The 17555-nt window shown below is 30.3% G+C and carries 25 protein-coding genes; 22 read left to right on the top strand and 3 right to left on the bottom strand.

Features of this window, described 5'->3' with window-relative positions:
- Positions 1 to 227 precede the first annotated feature (227 nt).
- The 9 genes from KMP12_RS06190 (at position 228) to KMP12_RS06150 (ending at position 4083) form a co-directional block, all read left to right on the top strand.
- Positions 228 to 371 carry a hypothetical protein gene (locus KMP12_RS06190; RefSeq protein WP_215756869.1) on the top strand — a complete coding sequence of 48 codons (144 nt, stop codon included), beginning with the start codon at positions 228 to 230 and terminating at the stop codon, positions 369 to 371.
- Between the two features lie 124 nt (positions 372 to 495).
- Complete coding sequence (locus KMP12_RS06185; RefSeq protein WP_215756868.1) at positions 496 to 690, top strand: helix-turn-helix transcriptional regulator; 195 nt, start codon at positions 496 to 498, stop codon at positions 688 to 690.
- 1 nt (position 691) lies between these two features.
- Positions 692 to 895: a hypothetical protein gene (locus KMP12_RS06180; protein ID WP_215756867.1), complete on the top strand. Its 204-nt coding sequence runs from the start codon at positions 692 to 694 to the stop codon at positions 893 to 895.
- Between the two features lie 430 nt (positions 896 to 1325).
- Complete coding sequence (locus KMP12_RS06175) at positions 1326 to 1628, top strand: hypothetical protein (protein ID WP_215756866.1); 303 nt, start codon at positions 1326 to 1328, stop codon at positions 1626 to 1628.
- 76 nt (positions 1629 to 1704) lie between these two features.
- The gene (locus tag KMP12_RS06170; RefSeq protein ID WP_215756865.1) at positions 1705 to 1908 is read left to right on the top strand and encodes a hypothetical protein; all 204 of its coding nucleotides are present in this window, start codon (positions 1705 to 1707) and stop codon (positions 1906 to 1908) included.
- Positions 1896 to 2072 carry a hypothetical protein gene (locus tag KMP12_RS06165; RefSeq protein WP_215756864.1) on the top strand — a complete coding sequence of 59 codons (177 nt, stop codon included), beginning with the start codon at positions 1896 to 1898 and terminating at the stop codon, positions 2070 to 2072. The genes KMP12_RS06170 and KMP12_RS06165 overlap by 13 nt, the downstream gene beginning before the upstream one ends.
- 12 nt (positions 2073 to 2084) lie before the next feature.
- Complete coding sequence (locus KMP12_RS06160; protein WP_215756863.1) at positions 2085 to 2651, top strand: ERF family protein; 567 nt, start codon at positions 2085 to 2087, stop codon at positions 2649 to 2651.
- On the top strand, positions 2609 to 2890 hold the full coding sequence (locus KMP12_RS06155; protein WP_215756862.1) for a hypothetical protein: 282 nt from the start codon (positions 2609 to 2611) through the stop codon (positions 2888 to 2890). Before KMP12_RS06160 ends, KMP12_RS06155 begins: the two co-directional genes overlap by 43 nt.
- A gap of 110 nt (positions 2891 to 3000) precedes the next feature.
- Positions 3001 to 4083 (top strand): iron-containing alcohol dehydrogenase family protein, encoded by a 1083-nt coding sequence (locus KMP12_RS06150; protein WP_215756861.1) that lies wholly within the window; start codon positions 3001 to 3003, stop codon positions 4081 to 4083.
- A 29-nt stretch (positions 4084 to 4112) separates the two neighbouring features.
- On the opposite strand, the gene KMP12_RS06145 is transcribed toward KMP12_RS06150, so the two are convergent.
- The 3 genes from KMP12_RS06145 to KMP12_RS06135 form a co-directional block, all read right to left on the bottom strand.
- Entirely contained in the window at positions 4113 to 4922 is an 810-nt protein-coding gene (locus tag KMP12_RS06145; RefSeq protein ID WP_215756860.1) for a DUF1129 domain-containing protein, read from the bottom strand.
- Positions 4912 to 5256: a PadR family transcriptional regulator gene (locus KMP12_RS06140; RefSeq protein WP_215756859.1), complete on the bottom strand. Its 345-nt coding sequence runs from the start codon at positions 5254 to 5256 to the stop codon at positions 4912 to 4914. The genes KMP12_RS06145 and KMP12_RS06140 overlap by 11 nt, the downstream gene beginning before the upstream one ends.
- A 143-nt stretch (positions 5257 to 5399) precedes the next feature.
- Positions 5400 to 6293 (bottom strand): cation diffusion facilitator family transporter, encoded by an 894-nt coding sequence (locus tag KMP12_RS06135; RefSeq protein ID WP_215756858.1) that lies wholly within the window; start codon positions 6291 to 6293, stop codon positions 5400 to 5402.
- A gap of 251 nt (positions 6294 to 6544) precedes the next feature.
- Between KMP12_RS06135 and secE the strand changes: the two genes are divergently transcribed.
- From secE to KMP12_RS06070, 13 genes are all read left to right on the top strand, one after another.
- Positions 6545 to 6715, top strand: coding sequence for a preprotein translocase subunit SecE (secE, locus tag KMP12_RS06130; protein ID WP_215756857.1), 171 nt, complete (start codon positions 6545 to 6547; stop codon positions 6713 to 6715).
- 9 nt (positions 6716 to 6724) lie between these two features.
- Positions 6725 to 7273 carry a transcription termination/antitermination protein NusG gene (nusG, locus tag KMP12_RS06125; protein ID WP_215756856.1) on the top strand — a complete coding sequence of 183 codons (549 nt, stop codon included), beginning with the start codon at positions 6725 to 6727 and terminating at the stop codon, positions 7271 to 7273.
- A gap of 51 nt (positions 7274 to 7324) precedes the next feature.
- On the top strand, positions 7325 to 8182 hold the full coding sequence (locus tag KMP12_RS06120; protein ID WP_215756855.1) for a DegV family protein: 858 nt from the start codon (positions 7325 to 7327) through the stop codon (positions 8180 to 8182).
- Between the two features lie 17 nt (positions 8183 to 8199).
- Positions 8200 to 8583: a lactoylglutathione lyase gene (gene gloA / locus KMP12_RS06115; RefSeq protein ID WP_215756854.1), complete on the top strand. Its 384-nt coding sequence runs from the start codon at positions 8200 to 8202 to the stop codon at positions 8581 to 8583.
- A 515-nt stretch (positions 8584 to 9098) separates the two neighbouring features.
- The gene (locus tag KMP12_RS06110) at positions 9099 to 10568 is read left to right on the top strand and encodes a BglG family transcription antiterminator (protein ID WP_215756853.1); all 1470 of its coding nucleotides are present in this window, start codon (positions 9099 to 9101) and stop codon (positions 10566 to 10568) included.
- Between the two features lies 1 nt (position 10569).
- Positions 10570 to 10956: a PTS sugar transporter subunit IIA gene (locus KMP12_RS06105; protein WP_215756852.1), complete on the top strand. Its 387-nt coding sequence runs from the start codon at positions 10570 to 10572 to the stop codon at positions 10954 to 10956.
- A 9-nt stretch (positions 10957 to 10965) separates the two neighbouring features.
- Positions 10966 to 11415 (top strand): PTS sugar transporter subunit IIA, encoded by a 450-nt coding sequence (locus tag KMP12_RS06100; RefSeq protein ID WP_252344732.1) that lies wholly within the window; start codon positions 10966 to 10968, stop codon positions 11413 to 11415.
- Between the two features lie 41 nt (positions 11416 to 11456).
- Positions 11457 to 11735 (top strand): PTS sugar transporter subunit IIB, encoded by a 279-nt coding sequence (locus KMP12_RS06095; RefSeq protein WP_215756851.1) that lies wholly within the window; start codon positions 11457 to 11459, stop codon positions 11733 to 11735.
- Positions 11736 to 11824: 89 nt separating this feature from the next.
- The gene (locus tag KMP12_RS06090) at positions 11825 to 13084 is read left to right on the top strand and encodes a PTS galactitol transporter subunit IIC (RefSeq protein ID WP_215756850.1); all 1260 of its coding nucleotides are present in this window, start codon (positions 11825 to 11827) and stop codon (positions 13082 to 13084) included.
- A 94-nt stretch (positions 13085 to 13178) separates the two neighbouring features.
- The gene (locus KMP12_RS06085) at positions 13179 to 14225 is read left to right on the top strand and encodes a galactitol-1-phosphate 5-dehydrogenase (RefSeq protein WP_215756849.1); all 1047 of its coding nucleotides are present in this window, start codon (positions 13179 to 13181) and stop codon (positions 14223 to 14225) included.
- A 1-nt stretch (position 14226) separates the two neighbouring features.
- Positions 14227 to 15258: a zinc-binding dehydrogenase gene (locus KMP12_RS06080; RefSeq protein WP_215756848.1), complete on the top strand. Its 1032-nt coding sequence runs from the start codon at positions 14227 to 14229 to the stop codon at positions 15256 to 15258.
- Between the two features lie 289 nt (positions 15259 to 15547).
- Complete coding sequence (locus KMP12_RS06075; RefSeq protein WP_215756847.1) at positions 15548 to 16177, top strand: recombinase family protein; 630 nt, start codon at positions 15548 to 15550, stop codon at positions 16175 to 16177.
- A gap of 90 nt (positions 16178 to 16267) precedes the next feature.
- The coding region (locus KMP12_RS06070) for a site-specific DNA-methyltransferase (RefSeq protein ID WP_215756846.1) at positions 16268 to 17555 on the top strand (1288 nt) is incomplete at its 3' end.

The raw sequence follows: 17555 nt of genomic DNA, 5'->3' as shown, positions 1-17555 counted from the left end.
AAAATATAAATTAGCCTTAGTTTATTTTTTTACTGATTATTATTTATGAATAGTTTACGCAATTAAAAGGAGCATTAGCTCCTTTTTTTATTTTGGCTATTTTTATAAAAAAAGATGAAAAAATATTATTTTTTTTGTAAAAAAAGCTTGACAAAAGAAGAAGAAGAAGAAGGTAGAATATTTATACAGGGTTAATTTAATCCGAGTTTTTGAAAAAGGAGTAAGGTATGATTACTTTTAAAGAGTTAGCAGAGCTTTTGTCTAGCTTAGGTGTTTTATTTGCCGGTATTGCTAGTTTAATAACAGCTACTAATAATAAAAAGCCTTCTGTAAAAAACAGAAAGCATAAAAACCATCGCAAAGGGGGCTAATCCCCTTTGTATATAAGTATATCATATTGGTTTAGAAAATGCAATTTTTATTAGCTTTTATATTTTGTTTTTTAATTTTCCGTTGGGTAAGTAAGGGTGATTAGATTTTAAAGGAGGTGTTATTTTGGTTACTTTGAAGGAATTAAGGGAAAGTAAGGGGCTTAGCGTCCAGCAGGCGGCGAAGCTTTTAGGTATTAGTAGAAATTCTTTATATAATCATGAAAAAAATACTAGGAGCGTTAGGCTTTACAGGTTAAAAAAGATTAGCCAGGTATACGGAGTAAGCATAGATGAAATAGAATTTGAAGGGGGTGTGTAGCATGCAAGGTGTAAGGGGCTTTATAATAGGTGTTTTTCTAGCTGTAGGAGTAGAAGAAGGCTTAAATCCATTTAGAACGCTAATGTACATACTGGGGGGCTTAGTATTAACAATGTTTTTTGATTTTAGAGATTTAGACGAAAAGAGGCCTGTGAAAAAGAAAGTTAATAAAGGCAATCAAAAATTCATAAGCCCTTTTTATTAAAGGGGGTAAGGAATTGAATTGTAAAACAAAAAAAGACGTCTAGCTAACGTCTTAATTCGGTACTTTTAGCTTGTTATCTATTGCTAGTAGATAAAAGAAGGCTTAGCAAGTACAGCAGGCGTGCCTCCTCAATAATTTTTTCACGGCACCTATATTTACATTAAAATTTCATCTAGCTAAAATTACTTTGTTTAATGTAAAGTCGACTGAAAAAAATATACAAGTTTACGCTATCAGTAAAAACTTGGTCAAAAAAACCAACTCCTTTTTTAAAGAAATTGGGTAACCAGAATTGTTACCTTAAACAAAATTATACAAGAAAACAATGTATAAAACAAATAGGAGGAGGCACACAACGCAAGAATTTATAAAAAAGATTTAGAAGAAAAAAGGAAAAGGCAAGATGGGAGAAGTAAGCAAGATATGGGAAATGAAAGAGGATGTAGATCTGTATAAATTGCAACCTCATTTTATAGTTAGGGATTTAGCAAAACATTTTAAAACCAGCAAGGAGGATGTAAGGGCAAGGATAAAACTTTTGGGCTTACGGCGTGATTTTTCAACGGATAGGGTACAATATGATAGAATACCTAAGAAATATTTTATACATGCGGTTTTAACAATCCACGGTGTAAGTACGTATAATAAAGTACGTTTAGCTGTGTATATGGGGGAAGGCATAGAATATATAAATGCTTCTTACCGTCAAGTAAATAGGAGTTTAGACAAATAAAAAAGCTAGCAACATAAGTTACTAGCAAACCTAAATATATAGGTAGATGATAGCATAAAAAACGGGGGAAGTCAAGATGAAAGAAACAATACAAGAAAAAATAGACAGGAACAAAAAAGAAGACCTGGCAGAAATGCACCATTACATATACGAATTAAAAATACTAGAAAAGAAAACAAAAATAAAATTAGGTATAGACTGGGACAAGGCAATAAATAGAACGCTAAGAGCAATTAGTGAAATATACAAAAAAAGGAAAAATAAAAAATGCGACAATTAACAGATGAACTAAACGAGCAAAGGGAAATAATAAGACTACTTAATAGGCAAAAATACAATTTGGGCAAGAGGCTACCAGAAAAGAAGGTAATGGAGATAATAGCCCTTATTTGGGACAATATAGACTGGTGGGAAGGAGTAAACAACGAAGGTTGGAGAAAGTAGGAGGTAAAGACGGTGAAAAAATTACAAAAAGCAAGGGTGTTATTACAAGAAAAGGAATTAAAGAAAAGTGGGCTTAATACATTTCAAAAGTTTAAGTATTTTGAACTGCAAGATTTTTTACCGAGGGTAAATGAAATTTTTGAAAGTTTAGATTTATATAGCCACTTTGACTTATATAAGGAAGTAGCCAAGCTGACTATAAAAGATAATGAGACGGACGAGAAGGTGCAATTTACAAGCCCTATACAGAAGTTAGAGGGGGCAAAGATGCAGGATATAGGGGCGACTATAACTTATGCTAAAAGGTACTTGTATATGAACGCCTTAGAGATAGCAGAAAATGATATAATAGACGCTAAGAACCAGGAGGAGAAAAAGGCAAGGCAGGCTTTAAAGGATGCAAATACGGCAAAAGATAAGGAAGAGATAATAAAAAATATTAATGATAATGTTGACCCTGTCCAAGTTACGAAGTGGTTAAAGGCTAATGGTTATGAAACATTAAATGATGTTAGTGGGGAGGTGCTGGCGACTTTATGGAAAAACTACTTAGAGAACTTGAAGCAAAAGAAAAATTAGTTAAGGAAGTAACGGAGGATATAGCAAGGATAAAAGAGGACTTAATGCAGGAGATGAAAAAGGAGGGTATAGACAAGTACCTTACAAAGGGGGCGAGTATATCTTATATTCCGTCTAGTGTGTCTTATGTGTTTAATTCTCGGCAGTTTAGAAAAGAGAACAGCCAGCTGTATGAAAGTTATTTAAATCAGGAGAGGGTAACAAATGAACAAATTAGAATTTCAAGAAGCAAATCATAGTTATACTAAGATAATTTATTTTTAAAAATTTTATTTTATATATTGAATTTTTATAAAAAAAATGATATCATATTAGAAAGCGTTATATTATTAGTAAGGAGTAGTTTTATATGTTAAATTTAGTTAATGTACCTAGACCCGGAGTTAGTCAGTATGTTTCTGGTAGAGGAGCTTTGGGTGAATTAGATAATAGAATTGCAGGATTTAAAAAGCCTTTATTAATTTCTGGAGAAAAATCAAAGGCTGCTTTTGATAAATTCTATAAAGGGATAAGAAAGTTTCAAGAATTAAAATACGATGGGTCAGCTTCTCACGAAGATATGGACAGACTAGCAGGATTGGCAGCTGCGGATACAGACTTAATAATTGCAGTAGGTGGTGGAAGAGTTTTAGATACTGCAAAAGGAGTTGCAGATAGATTAGATGTTGAATATATAACAGTGCCAACAGTTATAGCTACTTGTGCTCCTTATGCACCTGTTGCGGTAGTGTATCATCCAGATCATAAATTTAAAACCATTGATTACACTAAAAGAACAGCTTATGCTTGTATTGTAGATTTAGATTTACTTGTGGAATCTCCAAAAGAATATTTTGTTGCAGGTATTGGAGATACCCTAGCAAAATGGTATGAAGCTCGTGTTCTTGTAGAACGTGCCAATAAATTTAATGACCCTATGGTAAGAATGGGCTTGGAAGCTGCAAAAATCACAAGAGATGTTTTATTAAAAGATGGGGAAATTGCCCTAGAATCACTTGCTAAAAAAGAGGTTACAGAAGAATTTAAGCATTGCGTGGACACTGTTTTTGCAGTTTCTGGGGCTGTGGGTTGCTTTGCTGTACACTATGGTAGAATGGCAGGAGCTCATGCAGTTCATAATGGCATGAGCTTTGTAGCAGAAACTCATCCAGTTTTACATGGTGTAAAAGTTTCTTATGGCATTTTAGTTCAGCTTGTTGCAGAAGGTAATGAAGATGAAGTAAGAAGGTTAATTCCATTTTACAAAGAAAATAATTTAGCCTACAATTTAGCTTCATCTAATATAGTTGAAAATGTTGAGGAAAAAATAGATAAAATTGCAGATTTTGCTGCTAGTGAAAAGGAAACTTTTAGGCTAGCAATAGATGATTGTAGCCCAGAAAAAGTTGTGCAAGCTATGAGAAGATTAGAAGAAATTGTCAAAGAATTTTAAATAAAAGCCCTTATTTTTTACAAGGGCTTTTATTTTTTTGTTTTTAAAAATTTTTTGCTTAATAATATAGTTAGTAAGAAAGATATAATAATTAATATTATAGAAAATATAAATAGATTTTTATTTTCTACTAGGTGGTTCAAATTATTTTTACTTAGTATGGAGATGACAGCAAATATAGTAGGAATAATAGTAAGGATAATTTCATTAAAAGATATTCTAGCATATATTATGGCTAGTATTGATGCCAAATAAGAACTTATTAATATAGTTGGTGTAACTTTTATATGATAAGATATTCCTAAATTGATAATATCATATTTTATGAGTAAAGGTGCTGCTAATAAGGCTAAAAATATTAGAATAGATAATATCATTAATACTAGAATTTTATTTTTTTTATAAAAATTACTTGTTACTAAATATAGGCTGGCTAATATAATTATTAAAATAAAAATTCCAGATATGGCGTAAGTTACTAAATCAAAATCTTCTTTTCCGACTAAATTTATAAAAAAAGATGGTAGAAAAAACATCATTATTATTTCTACTATATTCTTAAATTTTCTGCTAAAACTATCTTGTGAAGAATTTTCTATTATATTTTTAGCAATTAAATCTATATCATTACCAAAAATATCTTCAAAATGTTTTCCGTTTTTTTGTGCTTCGATTAAATCTTGTAAAATTTCTAACAGAGTTTCTTCTAATTTCTCTTGGTTTTTAAAAAATCCTATAAATCTTATTTTAATTAATAGTTCCTCGTATTTTTTATTGTTTTCTTCTGAAAGTTTGTTTCTAAGTTCATTATTATATGTAATTAAATCTTTAGTCTTCATTATTTTCTCCTTTAATATTTAAGATGTTATTAATAGCAGTGTAAATATTTTTCCAAATAGGTATAAAATCATTAATATATTTTATTCCTTTCTTGGTTATTTTATAGTATTTTCTTGGTGGACCACTACTTAATGTGGTTGAATAACTCGTTAATAATTTTTCTTTTTCTAATTTTAAGAGTAGGGGATATATTGTACCTTGTGCAACCATATTTAGTTTGTATTCTGAAAGTTTTTCGTTTATCTCATAACCGTACATATCTCTTTTAGAAATTATTTTTAAGACAAAAACTTCGAGTATACCTTTTAATATTTGCGATGTGTTTATTTCCATTTAGTCCTCCTTAAAAATTTTTATTTCTAACTATCTTGCAAAACAAAATAGAAAATTAAAAAAATATTTTCTTTTCCTTAATTCATATAATAACAAAACAAAACTATTTTGCTTTACAAAATAGTTTTGTTTTAAAAATAATTTTAATTTTTATCAATAAAATCTTCATCTGGTTCTAAGTGTATCAAAGTTTCACAAGCAAAAAATTCTTTTTGCAAGGCTTTTTCAATTTTTACTGTAATATCATGACTTTTAATAACATTTAATTCTGGATTTACGGTTATAGTAACGTCGATAAAGTGTATTAAACCGTGTGAGCGTCCCCTAATTTCTTTGATGGAGACTACCCCCTCTATATTTTTCACAATTTTATTTATTGCTTCTATTTTTTCTACATCTATTCCATCTGTTAGTATATGAGTTGCCTCTTTAAAAATATTTATGGCAGTATAAATTATTATGCAACCCACGATAAAAGCGGCTATACCGTCAGCTTGTTTTAGCCCTAAAATTGTTCCGACAATTCCCACCAAAGTTCCCATGGAAACAAAGGCATCACTCAAATTATCAAAGGCCACTGCTTTTAGGGCGGAACTACCAATTTTTTTTGATAAGTTGTAGTTGTAGTAAAAAATAACTAGCATTATCAAAGATGATATTATAGCAACAATAATGGTGGGTGTAGAGGGCGAGTTAAAGTCCTGATACCAAATTTTTTTTATGGAAAATATTACAACTTGGATACCAGCATAGAGCATAATAAATGAGGCTATTAAACTGGAGATAAGTTCTGCACGAAAGTGTCCGTATAAATGATTATCATCGGCTGGTTTTCTTGAAATTTTTAGTCCTACTAGAACACAGATAGAAGATATTAGGTCAGTAGCATTGTTAATTCCGTCGGCAAGTAGGGCTGCAGAATTAAAAATAATTCCAGTAATAAGTTTTATGGAAGATAATATTAAATAAGAAATAATACTTATCCTTGCACCTTGTTCTGCTTTTTTTAAATTGTCGAAGATACTTTTATTATTCATAAAGTTGCTCCTTTTAATTATCAAATCAAGGTATTATACCATTATTTTGCCCATTCTTCAATTTATAAAATAATTTATAGCAAATTACAATAGTAGGATAGGTAGATAATAATAATAATAATAATACAATAATTAAATAATTCACTTAAAATAATTTATTAATAGTAATAATAGACTTATTTAAGTAAGTATGTTATAATTTTGTCATATTTGAATTAAAATTGAAATTATGGTGAGGAGCATGTTTAAAGATGTTTAAATTTTTGAAATCAGTTGTTTCTGAAATGAAAAAGGTCAGCTGGCCTACATTTTATGAATTAATAAAAAAGACTGCGATAGTAATTTTTTCAGTAGGAATATTAATAACTTTTATTTATTTTGTAGATTTAGGAATCTCTACATTAATCAGACACATGAAGTAAGGAGATATTATGAAGAATACAGTTAGTAAAGAATGGTATGTCATACATACTTACTCTGGATATGAAAATAAGGTAAAAGATAATTTAGAAAAACGTGTTGAAACTCTAAATATGCAGGATAAAATATTTAGAATAGTTGTTCCAGAAGAAAAAGAAATAATTACAACACCAACAGGCAAGAAAAAAGAAGTAAATAGAAAAACTTTTCCTGGTTATGTTCTAGTTGAACTTGTTATGACAGATGAGTCTTGGTTTATCGTAAGAAATACACCAGGAGTTACTGGCTTTGTTGGTTCACACGGTGGAGGAAGTAAGCCAGAACCCCTATTGCCAGAAGAAATAAACTTTATCTTGCGTGATATGGGACTGTCTAATGTAACAGAAGTAGATATTAAAGTTGGTGATTTTGTAAAAGTTATATCTGGACCTTTTGTTAATATGGAAGGAAAGGTAGCATATATTGACCTATCTAACTATAAAGTTGATGTTATGATTGAACTTATGGGTAGAGAAACTAAGGTTGAATTAGAACTATACCATGTAGAAAAATTTAATTAATTTTATAGAAAGGAATATTATAGTTTTATATTATAATATCGGTTAAAATTATTGAAAAAAATAGCAATACTTGTAGATTCTACAGCTTATCTCACTGAAGAATTTAGAAAAAAAGAAAATTTAAGAGTAGTATATCTTACTATTACACTAGCAGGAAGAACTAGAAGAGAATTATTAGATATTAAACTAGATGAATACCAAAAATATTTGACAGCAGAAAATAAGGTTTTTCCTACAACATCACAACCTCCGATAGGAGAGGTAGTAATCGCCTTAGAAAAATTTAAGGAAGAGGGCTATACAGATGTAATAGCCATAGGTCTATCAAGTGGCATAAGTGGAACTTACTCATCTTACAATACTGCTGCTCTCATGGTTGCTGGTATAAATGTACACCCATTTGATTCTGAAGTATCATGCCAAGCAGAAGGATTTTATGTAACTAAAACCTGTAAGCTAATAGAAGAAGGAAAAAATCCCAAGGAAATTATTGCAGAATTAAATGAAATGAAAAAAAATTCTAAAGCCCTTTTTATTGTTGATGATTTAAGTCATCTTCAAAGAGGGGGACGACTTAGTCAAACTCAAGCCCTAGTTGGAAATTTATTACAGGTTAAACCAATACTACATTTTGATAATAAAGTTATCGTACCCTATCAAAAAATTCGTACTTATAAAAAAGCAATAAATAAAATATATGAAGTCTTTGGAGAATTTTATTCAGAAAACAAGGAAAAAAATATCCATGTTTGTATTATCCATACCAAAGCAGAAGATAGGGCAGACGATATGGAAGACTACATTAAGGAAAATTATCCCGATGTAAAAATTTTAAAAGATGAAATAGGACCCGTCATAGCAACTCATTTAGGTTTAGGAGCCATAGGTTTTGCTTGGACAGTATTATAGGATATAGGAGAAAAATTATGAAACAACAAATGGCACATACTTGCTACCGAGTAGCAGATTTAGAAAAATCTATAAAATTTTATACAGAAGCATTTGATTTTAAAGTTAGTAGAAAACGTGATTTCCCAGAATACAAATTCACCCTAGTTTATTTAACTTTACCAGATGATGCTTACGAGTTAGAACTAACTTACAACTACGGACATGGAGCCTATGAAATAGGGAATGGTTATGGACATATTGCCATAGCAGTAGAAAACCTAGAAGAATTACACGCTAAACACAAAGATGGAGGCTATAATGTTACAGAACTAAAAGGACTACCAGGTAGCTCTGCTGGTTACTATTTCATTACAGACCCTGACGGTTACAAAGTAGAAGTTATAAGATTTAAGTATTAAAAATATTTAGTGTAGACAAGTCTGCACTAAATATTTTTTGTTTTTATAGCAATATTCTATTGAAAATTTGAGATTTTAATAAAAAAATTATTTACAAGTCTTAGTAATAAAAATTTTATTTTGGGCATACAGTTTTTATTTTATAAATTATTTTCTAACAAAAAATTTTTTGTCAAATGTTCAAAAAATTTAGGTAATGTTTTTTAAAATTTAATAAGTAATATCAATTAAAGAGAAAAAGAGATTATAAGTTTACTTATAATCTCTTTTTTATTTGTCTATTTTATATTTTAAATTATAAAAATGTCCACAAGTTTTTAAGTAAATACTCTTACAAAATAAAAAATTTTATATAAAAGCCTCTAACAAGAGCATTAGATAGTGTTTTGAAAATAATAACAGATTTTCAAAAAATATTACAACAGCTAAAAAGTCCATAAACTTGTGGACATGATTTGGTATTTTATTAGTCATGTAAACGAATTATAATTTTAATTAATAAGGAGGTAAGAGTAATGTCAGAGTTAAACAATAGAGAATTAGAACTCATTAAAGTATTAACTGAGGCAAGTGATTATCTACCTGTGCATGTTATTGCAGAAAGATTAAAAATTTCTACTAAAACTATTTATAGGGATATAGAAAAGTTGACTTCTAAAAGGAGTGATTTAATCTTTGAGAAAAAGCGGGGAAAAGGAATAAAACTAAATATCTCTAAAATATCCTTAAATACTTTGCAAATACAAAAAGTTTCCAGATATTCCATAGAAGAAAGAAGAATTAAAATGCTGTTTAGGCTACTAAGAAATTCTAAAAATTTTATTTCTATTGAATCTTTATCGGAAAAATACTATGTGAGCAAGTCTAGTATTGTCAACGACCTTAACTATATAAGTACCTATCTTTTAGGAGATACTCTCTCAATAGCAAAGACTAGACAGGGTACTAAAATAGTGGGTGAAGAAAAAGATATTAGAGCCAAGATAGTTAGTTTAATGGATACCTACTCCTTTATTTCGGATGATGAAAAAACTTCTGAATACTATTCAGAAAGAATTAACAGTGCCACCATAAAAGAACTCAGTGCAAAATTTGATGTCAACAAGTTAGAAAAAATTGAATATATCGTAAATAAGTACGAGGGTAGACTACCATACACCGTTGGTGATTTATATTATACAAACTTGGTTGTTCATATCTTAATTGCTATCGAAAGAATAAAATCGGGTAATTATATAGACGTAAATGAAAATAAGGTTGGGACTGATGAAAATTATTACAGAGAGGCAGTTAATATAGCAAAGTCTCTTGAAGAAGAATTTGCAATAAAATTTCCTAAGAGTGAAATTTACTACATCTATCAATATTTAGTTAGTACGGGAGTTGGAGAAATAAATTATGGCAACAGCATTCCAGTAGAACAAAATATAGAAGATATAGCAAATAGATTTTTAGCAAATATTAATTCGAGTAATCTTTTTAAAATTGATAAGAACGAACATATCTATTACGTTTTCAAACTACACATCAGAGCCTTAATAAAAAGACTTAAATATAATATAGAAATCAAAAATCCTTTGGCAGAAAAAATAAAGTTAGACTATAAAGACATCTTCCTTGCTGTAAAAAATTTAGCAAAAGAAACTTTAAGTAATAATATTTCTGATGATGAGGTAGCCTATCTTACGGTCTATGTTCAATCTATATTAGAAGACAATATAAGCCATAAAAACGTAGTTCTTGTTTGCCATAGTGGTTTTGGTACATCACAATTCCTTAAAAAACGGCTAGAAACAATATTTACTAAACTAAACATAGTAGATGTTGTGTCATCAAGAGAACTAAAAGGTTATAACTTGAAAAATGTTGATTATATAATCTCTACCGTCAAATTAGATATAGAATACAAAAATATAATTAATGTAAATGTGCTATTAGTTGATGAAGACATAAATTTAATCAATAAAACAATCTTTGGTGAATGACATGATAGTTGATATTTTAAAAGTGAACAAAACAGAAAATATAGAAGGTGTCTATAGAGAAGTTGCTGATTATCTTCATACAAATAAAATACTGACTGACAAGTGCGTCTTTTTTGAAGAATTAAAACACAGAGAAGAACTAGGAAGTATAAAAATATATGATGATGTTTATCTGCCACACATACTAAGTGAAAATATCTTAAAAAATATAATTTTACGAGTAGATGGGTACAGAGAAAAAGTTTTATTTATACTCATAGGCAATGCAGATGAAGAAGTTAGAAGCAAAATATTTAGAATAATCACAAAACTTTTAGATAGAAATTTTATAGAGGAGTTATTTAGATATAGCAAGCAAGAATTTGAAGAAAAAATAAAAATAATTTAGGGGGAAATAATGCAGCAATATTTTAGTAAGGAAAATATTTATTTGAATGTAGCTGGTAATAGCTTTGAAGAAGTTTTAAAAAATGTTACCGAAATACTAGAAAAAAAGGGTGCTGTTAAAGATAGCTTTTACAATGCCGTTTTAGAAAGAGAAAAAGTATTTCCAACAGGTTTAGAATTTCCAGAATACAGTATAGCCATACCACATACTGACCCACAGCATGTAAACGTAAATAGTATTGTGGTTATAAAGCCAAAAAATTCAGTAGTATTTAAAGACATGGGAACTAACTCTAAAGAATTGAATGTAGGAGTAATATTACTATTATTGATAAGCAAGAGTGAAGACCAAGTTTCAGTATTATCTAGTATAATTAAAAAATTTGCTGATGCAGATTGTTACAACAAAATTTTATCAAGCAGTAGCCAAGAAGAAATTTATGCTACTTTAACAAAATAAGGTCATAAAAATAAAAAATTAATTTATCGGAGGATACAAAAATGACAAAAACATTATTAATTGCTTGCGGTGCAGGAATTGCAACATCAACAATAGCAGTAAAAAAAGTAGAAGAGTTGGTTGCAAAACATAACTTGGACGTAAACATAAAACAAATTCAAATTTCAGAGGCAGCCTCATTACAAAATCAGGCAGATTTAATTGTTTCAACAACTATGTTACCTACAACATATTCAATACCAGCAATAATAGCTACTGCTTACATTACTGGTTTTGGTGAAGAAGAATTAGATGAAGAAATTCTTTCACATTTAAAATAATTAAATATGGTTATAAAAATCCGTAACTATTAATTAAATTTAATACTTATGGAAATAACAAAAAATAATTTTTAAAGGAGAATATAATAATGGATGGATTATTAAAAGGTGTTCAGTATTTTCTAAATTTGGGGCCTACTGTAATTTTACCTATCGCAATATTTTTACTTGCACTTATTTTCAGAGTACCAGTTGGAAAAGCAGTTCGTTCTGCTCTTACAATAGGTATCGGTTTTGTTGGAATTAATGTAGTTGTAGGTATATTAACAAGTAACTTGGGACCTATAACACAAAAATTCGTAGAAGTACACAATTTAAAACTTGATACAGTAGATGTTGGTTGGCCAGGTGCAGCAGCAGGTTCTTGGGCATCTCCAGTAGCAGCAGTCCTTATTCCTGTTTGTTTGGGTGTGAATATTTTAATGATTGCACTAAAATTAACTAAAACTCTTGATATTGACGTGTGGAATTATTGGCACTTCATAGCAGCGGGGGCTACTGGTTATGTAGTTTCTGGTGGTATTTGGTGGTTCAGTATCCTATGTGCTGTTCTTTACGAAGTTATGGTATTAGTTATGGCAGACAGAACTCAAAAATCTGTTGAAGATGTTTACGGACTTAAAGGTATCTCACTACCAACAGGTTCAACTGCAGCTTTTGGTTTTGTAGGTATTCCAATAGCTTGGTTAGTAGGTAAAATACCAGGAATTAAAAATATCCACGTTGACCCAGAAACAATACAAAAACGTTTTGGAATTTTCGGTGAGCCAATGGTAGTTGGTCTATTCTTAGGTATGCTTTTAGCATTAGGTGCAGGCTATGACCTTGGTGGAATCTTAAAAACAGGTGTGGCTATGGCAGCCTTCATGGTTCTTATGCCTCGTATGGTTAAGCTTTTAATGGAAGGTTTAATTCCAATTTCAGAATCAGTTAGAGAATACATGAAAACACGTTATAAAGGTAGAGATTTATATATCGGTCTTGATGCGGCAGTATCGATAGGACACCCTGCAAATATCTCTACTGGATTAATCTTAGTACCAATTACATTGTTATTAGCAATAATTATTCCAGGTAACAAAGTATTACCATTCGGTGACTTGGCAACAATTCCTTTCTATGTATCATTTATCGTAGCTAACAGAAAAGGAAATATCCTACACTCTGTCTTAGCTGGTACAGTTGTAATAGCCCTATCTCTACTTATGGCTACTGACTTTACAAGTGTTCATACACAAATGATGGCAGGTGTTGATGGTTACGGAGCTGGTCAATCACTAAGTTCACTTGACTTAGGTGGTAACTTCTTCAACTGGATTATCTTAAAATTTGCACAATTATTTTACTAATTAATATTTAATTTACAGAAGCGGTAGTTAGGTATTTGTAGGTTTCCTATTAAATATTAACTACCTTTTTTGTATAGTAAGAAAGGAGAATAAAGTGAAAGCAGCAGTATTATACGAAGGAACAAAGATAGAAACTAGGGAAGTTGAAGAAATAGCTTGTGGTAAAAAAGATGTAAAAATAAAAGTTATGGCTTGTGGAATATGTGGTTCAGATATTCACAAAATGCAAACTAGGTGGAAATATTCTTACCCAGCAGTTATGGGTCATGAATTTTCTGGGCAAGTAGTAGAAGCGGGAAATGAAGTTACAAAATTTAAAGTAGGAGATAGGGTGGTGGCAGTACCATTTTTACCTTGTAAAAAATGTAGTTATTGTGAACAAGGAAATTACTCTATGTGTGAAAATTATAAAATGATAGGCACTCACTTTTACGGAGGATTTGCAGAATATTGCACTCTACCAGAAGAAAATCTTTTAAATATAGGTAATTTAGATTTTGAAAGAGCAAGTTTTATAGAACCTCTAGCAGTTGTTATGCACGCAGTTATGGGTATAAAAGTTCAACTAGGGGACAGTATTGTTATTTTGGGAGCTGGAACAATTGGTATGCTAACTATGCAGGCAGTAAAAGCCTTGGGAGCAAGTAAAATTATAGTAGTCGATATTGACAACAAAAAACTTGAAAAAGCTAAAGAGTTAGGAGCAAGTCATACCATAAACTCCCTAGAAGAAAATTTAAAAGAAAAAGTATATGAATACACAGCAGGTTTTGGAGCAGATATTTCTTTAGAATGTGCAGGAAGTCCTATAACACAAGAGCAGGCACTTTTAATTACTAAAAAAAGTGGCAAGATAGGTTATACAGGTATAGCCTATAAAGATGTTTTATTAAAAGAAGAAGCCTTTGAAAGTATTTTTAGAAAAGAATTAACCTTAAAAGGATTTTGGAATTCTTATTCTGCACCATTTCCTGGTCGTGAATGGACTAATGCCATAGAATTATTAACCAAAGAAATTATTAAAGTTGATAGTTTTATTTCTCATAGATTTTCAGTGGAAGAAGTTGCCAAAGCTTTCAAAATGATTTTAAACAAAGAAGAAGTATACAACAAAGTATTAATTAAACCTCAAGGAGAATAATATGTTATCAGTAGTAAAAACAAAAGCAGGTTATGACAATTTAGAAATTTTAGAACTAGAAGAACCAAAAGTTTACGGAGATAAAGTTAAAATTGCAGTAGGTTTTACTGGTATATGCGGTTCTGATATTCATACCTTTAAAGGAGAATACAACAGCAAAAATCTTCCAGTAACATTAGGTCATGAATTTTCTGGAAGAGTCGTAGAAGTAGGAGAAGATGTAAAAAATATTAGGGTGGGTGATAGGGTAACGAGCGAAACTACCTTTGAAACTTGTGGAGAATGTATCTATTGCCAAAGTAAAGATTATAACTTATGCGGTAAAAGGAAAGGTATCGGAACACAAATTAACGGAAGCATGGCTAAATATGTTTTATCAAGAGAAGAAAGTTGCCACCTTTTACCAGATAAGGTAAGTTTAGAAGCTGCTTCACTAACAGAACCTCTAGCTTGTTGTACCCATGCAGTTATGGAAAAAACATCTGTTAAAGATGGAGATGTAGTTTTAGTTATCGGTCCAGGGCCAATAGGTTTATTACTATCTCAAGTAGCAAAAGCAAATGGTGCAAAAGTTATCCTAACTGGTATAACAAAAGATATGCCACGTTTAAATCTTGCTAAAGAAATAGGAATTGATATCATAGTAGACAGCCTAAAAGAAAACTTAGAAGAAATTGTCCTAAGAGAAACTAATGGTTACGGAGTTGACAAAGCCTTTGATTGTTCGGGTGTTCTTGTCGCAGTAAATTCAGCCCTACCCCTAGTTAAGAAAAAAGGAGATTTTGTTCAAGTTGGACTGTTTGCTGAAAAATACAAGGCACTAGACCAAGAATCAATTATCCAAAGAGAATTACGCTATATCGGTTCTCGCTCTCAAAAACCATCATCCTGGCTACTAGCCCTAGAATTATTATCCCAAGGAAAAATTGCGACAGATAAAATGATTACAAAAATTTTCAGCATAGAAGAAGCAAGACAAGCATTTGAAACTGTAATGGCAGGTGAGGAAATAAAAGTCTTAATAAAATCATAAAATCAATATGCAAAAGGAGTGAATTTTAAATTCAATCTTTTTTACTAAAAACATTTTACTCCCAATTTTACATTTTATTAAAATAAATCTACTTTATTATAAATTTCAGCCTGAATAAGAATTTCTACCCTAAATATTAAAGGGCATTACTATATCTTTTGAAACATAGGATAAAAACTTATGAACAAATAATAAAAAAGAATTTCATGTGATATAAAATTCATCGAAATTCTTTTTTATTATTTAGATGATTTGAGATAATAGGCTAAAAATATTGGAGATATCAACTATGAAATACGGTTATATAAGAGTATCAACAAGAGAACAAAATATTGAACGCCAGTTGACGGCTATGTACGAAAATGGTATTAGTCGCAGATATATTTATATTGATAAGATGTCGGGGAAAGATTTTAACAGAAGATCTTACAGACAAATGATAAAACGTCTAAAAAAAGGAGATGAAATTGTAATTAAATCAATTGATCGTTTGGGAAGAAATTATGACGAGATTCTTGAACAATGGCGTTACTTGGTAAGAGAATGTGAAGTGGATATTAGGGTTATTGATTTAGAACTACTCAATACTAAGTCGGCCTTTGATAATAATATTACAGGACGATTTATTTCAGATTTAGTCTTACAGGTATTATCCTACGTTGCACAAGTTGAACGTGAAAACACACTTCAGAGGCAAAAGGAGGGGATAATAGAGGCAAAGAAAAAAGGAGTTAGGTTTGGACGCCCTAAAAAGGAAGTGCCGAATAATTTTGAAGAAGTTTATCAAAAGTGGAAACTAGAAGAAGTAAATATTCGAGAAGCGGCTATAATACTAGGAGTAGCAAAGACAACTTGCTACAACTGGTTAATACAGAGAAAAAACAAAAAAAATTTGCAAAATACTAGGTTTTTGGACTAGAAAAGCAAGTGTAAAAAATAAAAAACACCAAAAATTCAATAAAATTCTATTTTATGATACAATAAGAAAAAAAGACAGAAAGGAAAAATCATGGCAAACATATCACAACAAAAAAGACAGAAAATGCTAGACTTTTTAAATAAACTAAAAGGGGAACATCAAGATGATGATAGTTTAAGAGCTTTGGGTCAAATTGAAACAGCACTTAACGAGAAAAAATACGGTCTAGTCTGGGAAAAACACACAGAAAAAGTAGATGAAATGTTAGAACACAACATACCCCTATTCTGTGAAGATGAGAATAGAAAAATCACAGTAAAAGAAAATGAAGTCTACAATTTTTTATTAGAGGGGGACAATCTCCACTCCCTAAAACTCCTTGAAAAAACACACAAGGGGAAAATTGATGTTATCTATATCGACCCGCCTTATAATACGGGTAACAAGGACTTCATTTATAACGACAGCTTTGTTGATAAAACAGACGGTTATTCACATAGCAAATGGCTATCCTTTATGGAACAAAGACTTGAAATTGCCAGAGAGCTTTTAAGTGATGAGGGTGTTATTTTTATCTCTATTGATGATAATGAACAAGCACAACTAAAATTACTTTGTGATGAAGTGTTTGGGGAAGAAAATTTTATTGCAATTTATAAGTGGAATAAAACGTCAACCCCACCTTCATTATCTAAGAAAGTAAGAAATAAATTTGAATATGTTATTTGTTATGAAAAAAATAGAACTGATATTAAATATAATGCTGGAATTACTCTTGGTGGAGATATGCCTTTGTTGAATGAAGGAAATACAGTTAGAGATATAAAGTTTGATAAATCAAAAGTTAAATTTAGTTTTAATGGAAAATTTAAAAAAGGAAATTATGGAAAAATAGAATTAAAAAATGATTTAGATATTGTTGACGGATTTTCAAAAGAAGATTTTGTTTTAAGAGGATGTTTTAAATGGACTCAAGAAACAGTAGATGAGGAGGTACTTAACGAAACAACTTTTGTAATAAAATCTAAAAAATTTTCTCCACGTTATGTTAGAGTTGGGGAAAGAATAAAACGTCCTTCAGATATTATTTCTATGAATGAGTGTAGAGTTGAAACAAATGAAGGAGCAAAAAAAGAACTTAATATTTTAGTTCCTAATAATTCCATGACTTATCCAAAACCTACATCTTTAATTAAATATTTAATTAGATTTACTGAAAATAACAGAACAAATAAAATTATTTTAGACTTTTTCGCAGGGTCAGGCACAACGGGCCATGCAGTAATGCAACTAAACAAAGAAGACGGGGGTAAACGTAAATATATTCTTTGCACCAATAATGAAAATAATATTTGCGAGGAAGTAACCTACCAAAGAT

It is taken from the genome of Gemella sp. zg-1178, from assembly GCF_018790995.1.
Lineage (GTDB): Bacteria > Bacillota > Bacilli > Staphylococcales > Gemellaceae > Gemelliphila.
This window is presented reverse-complemented; position numbering and strand designations above follow the sequence as displayed.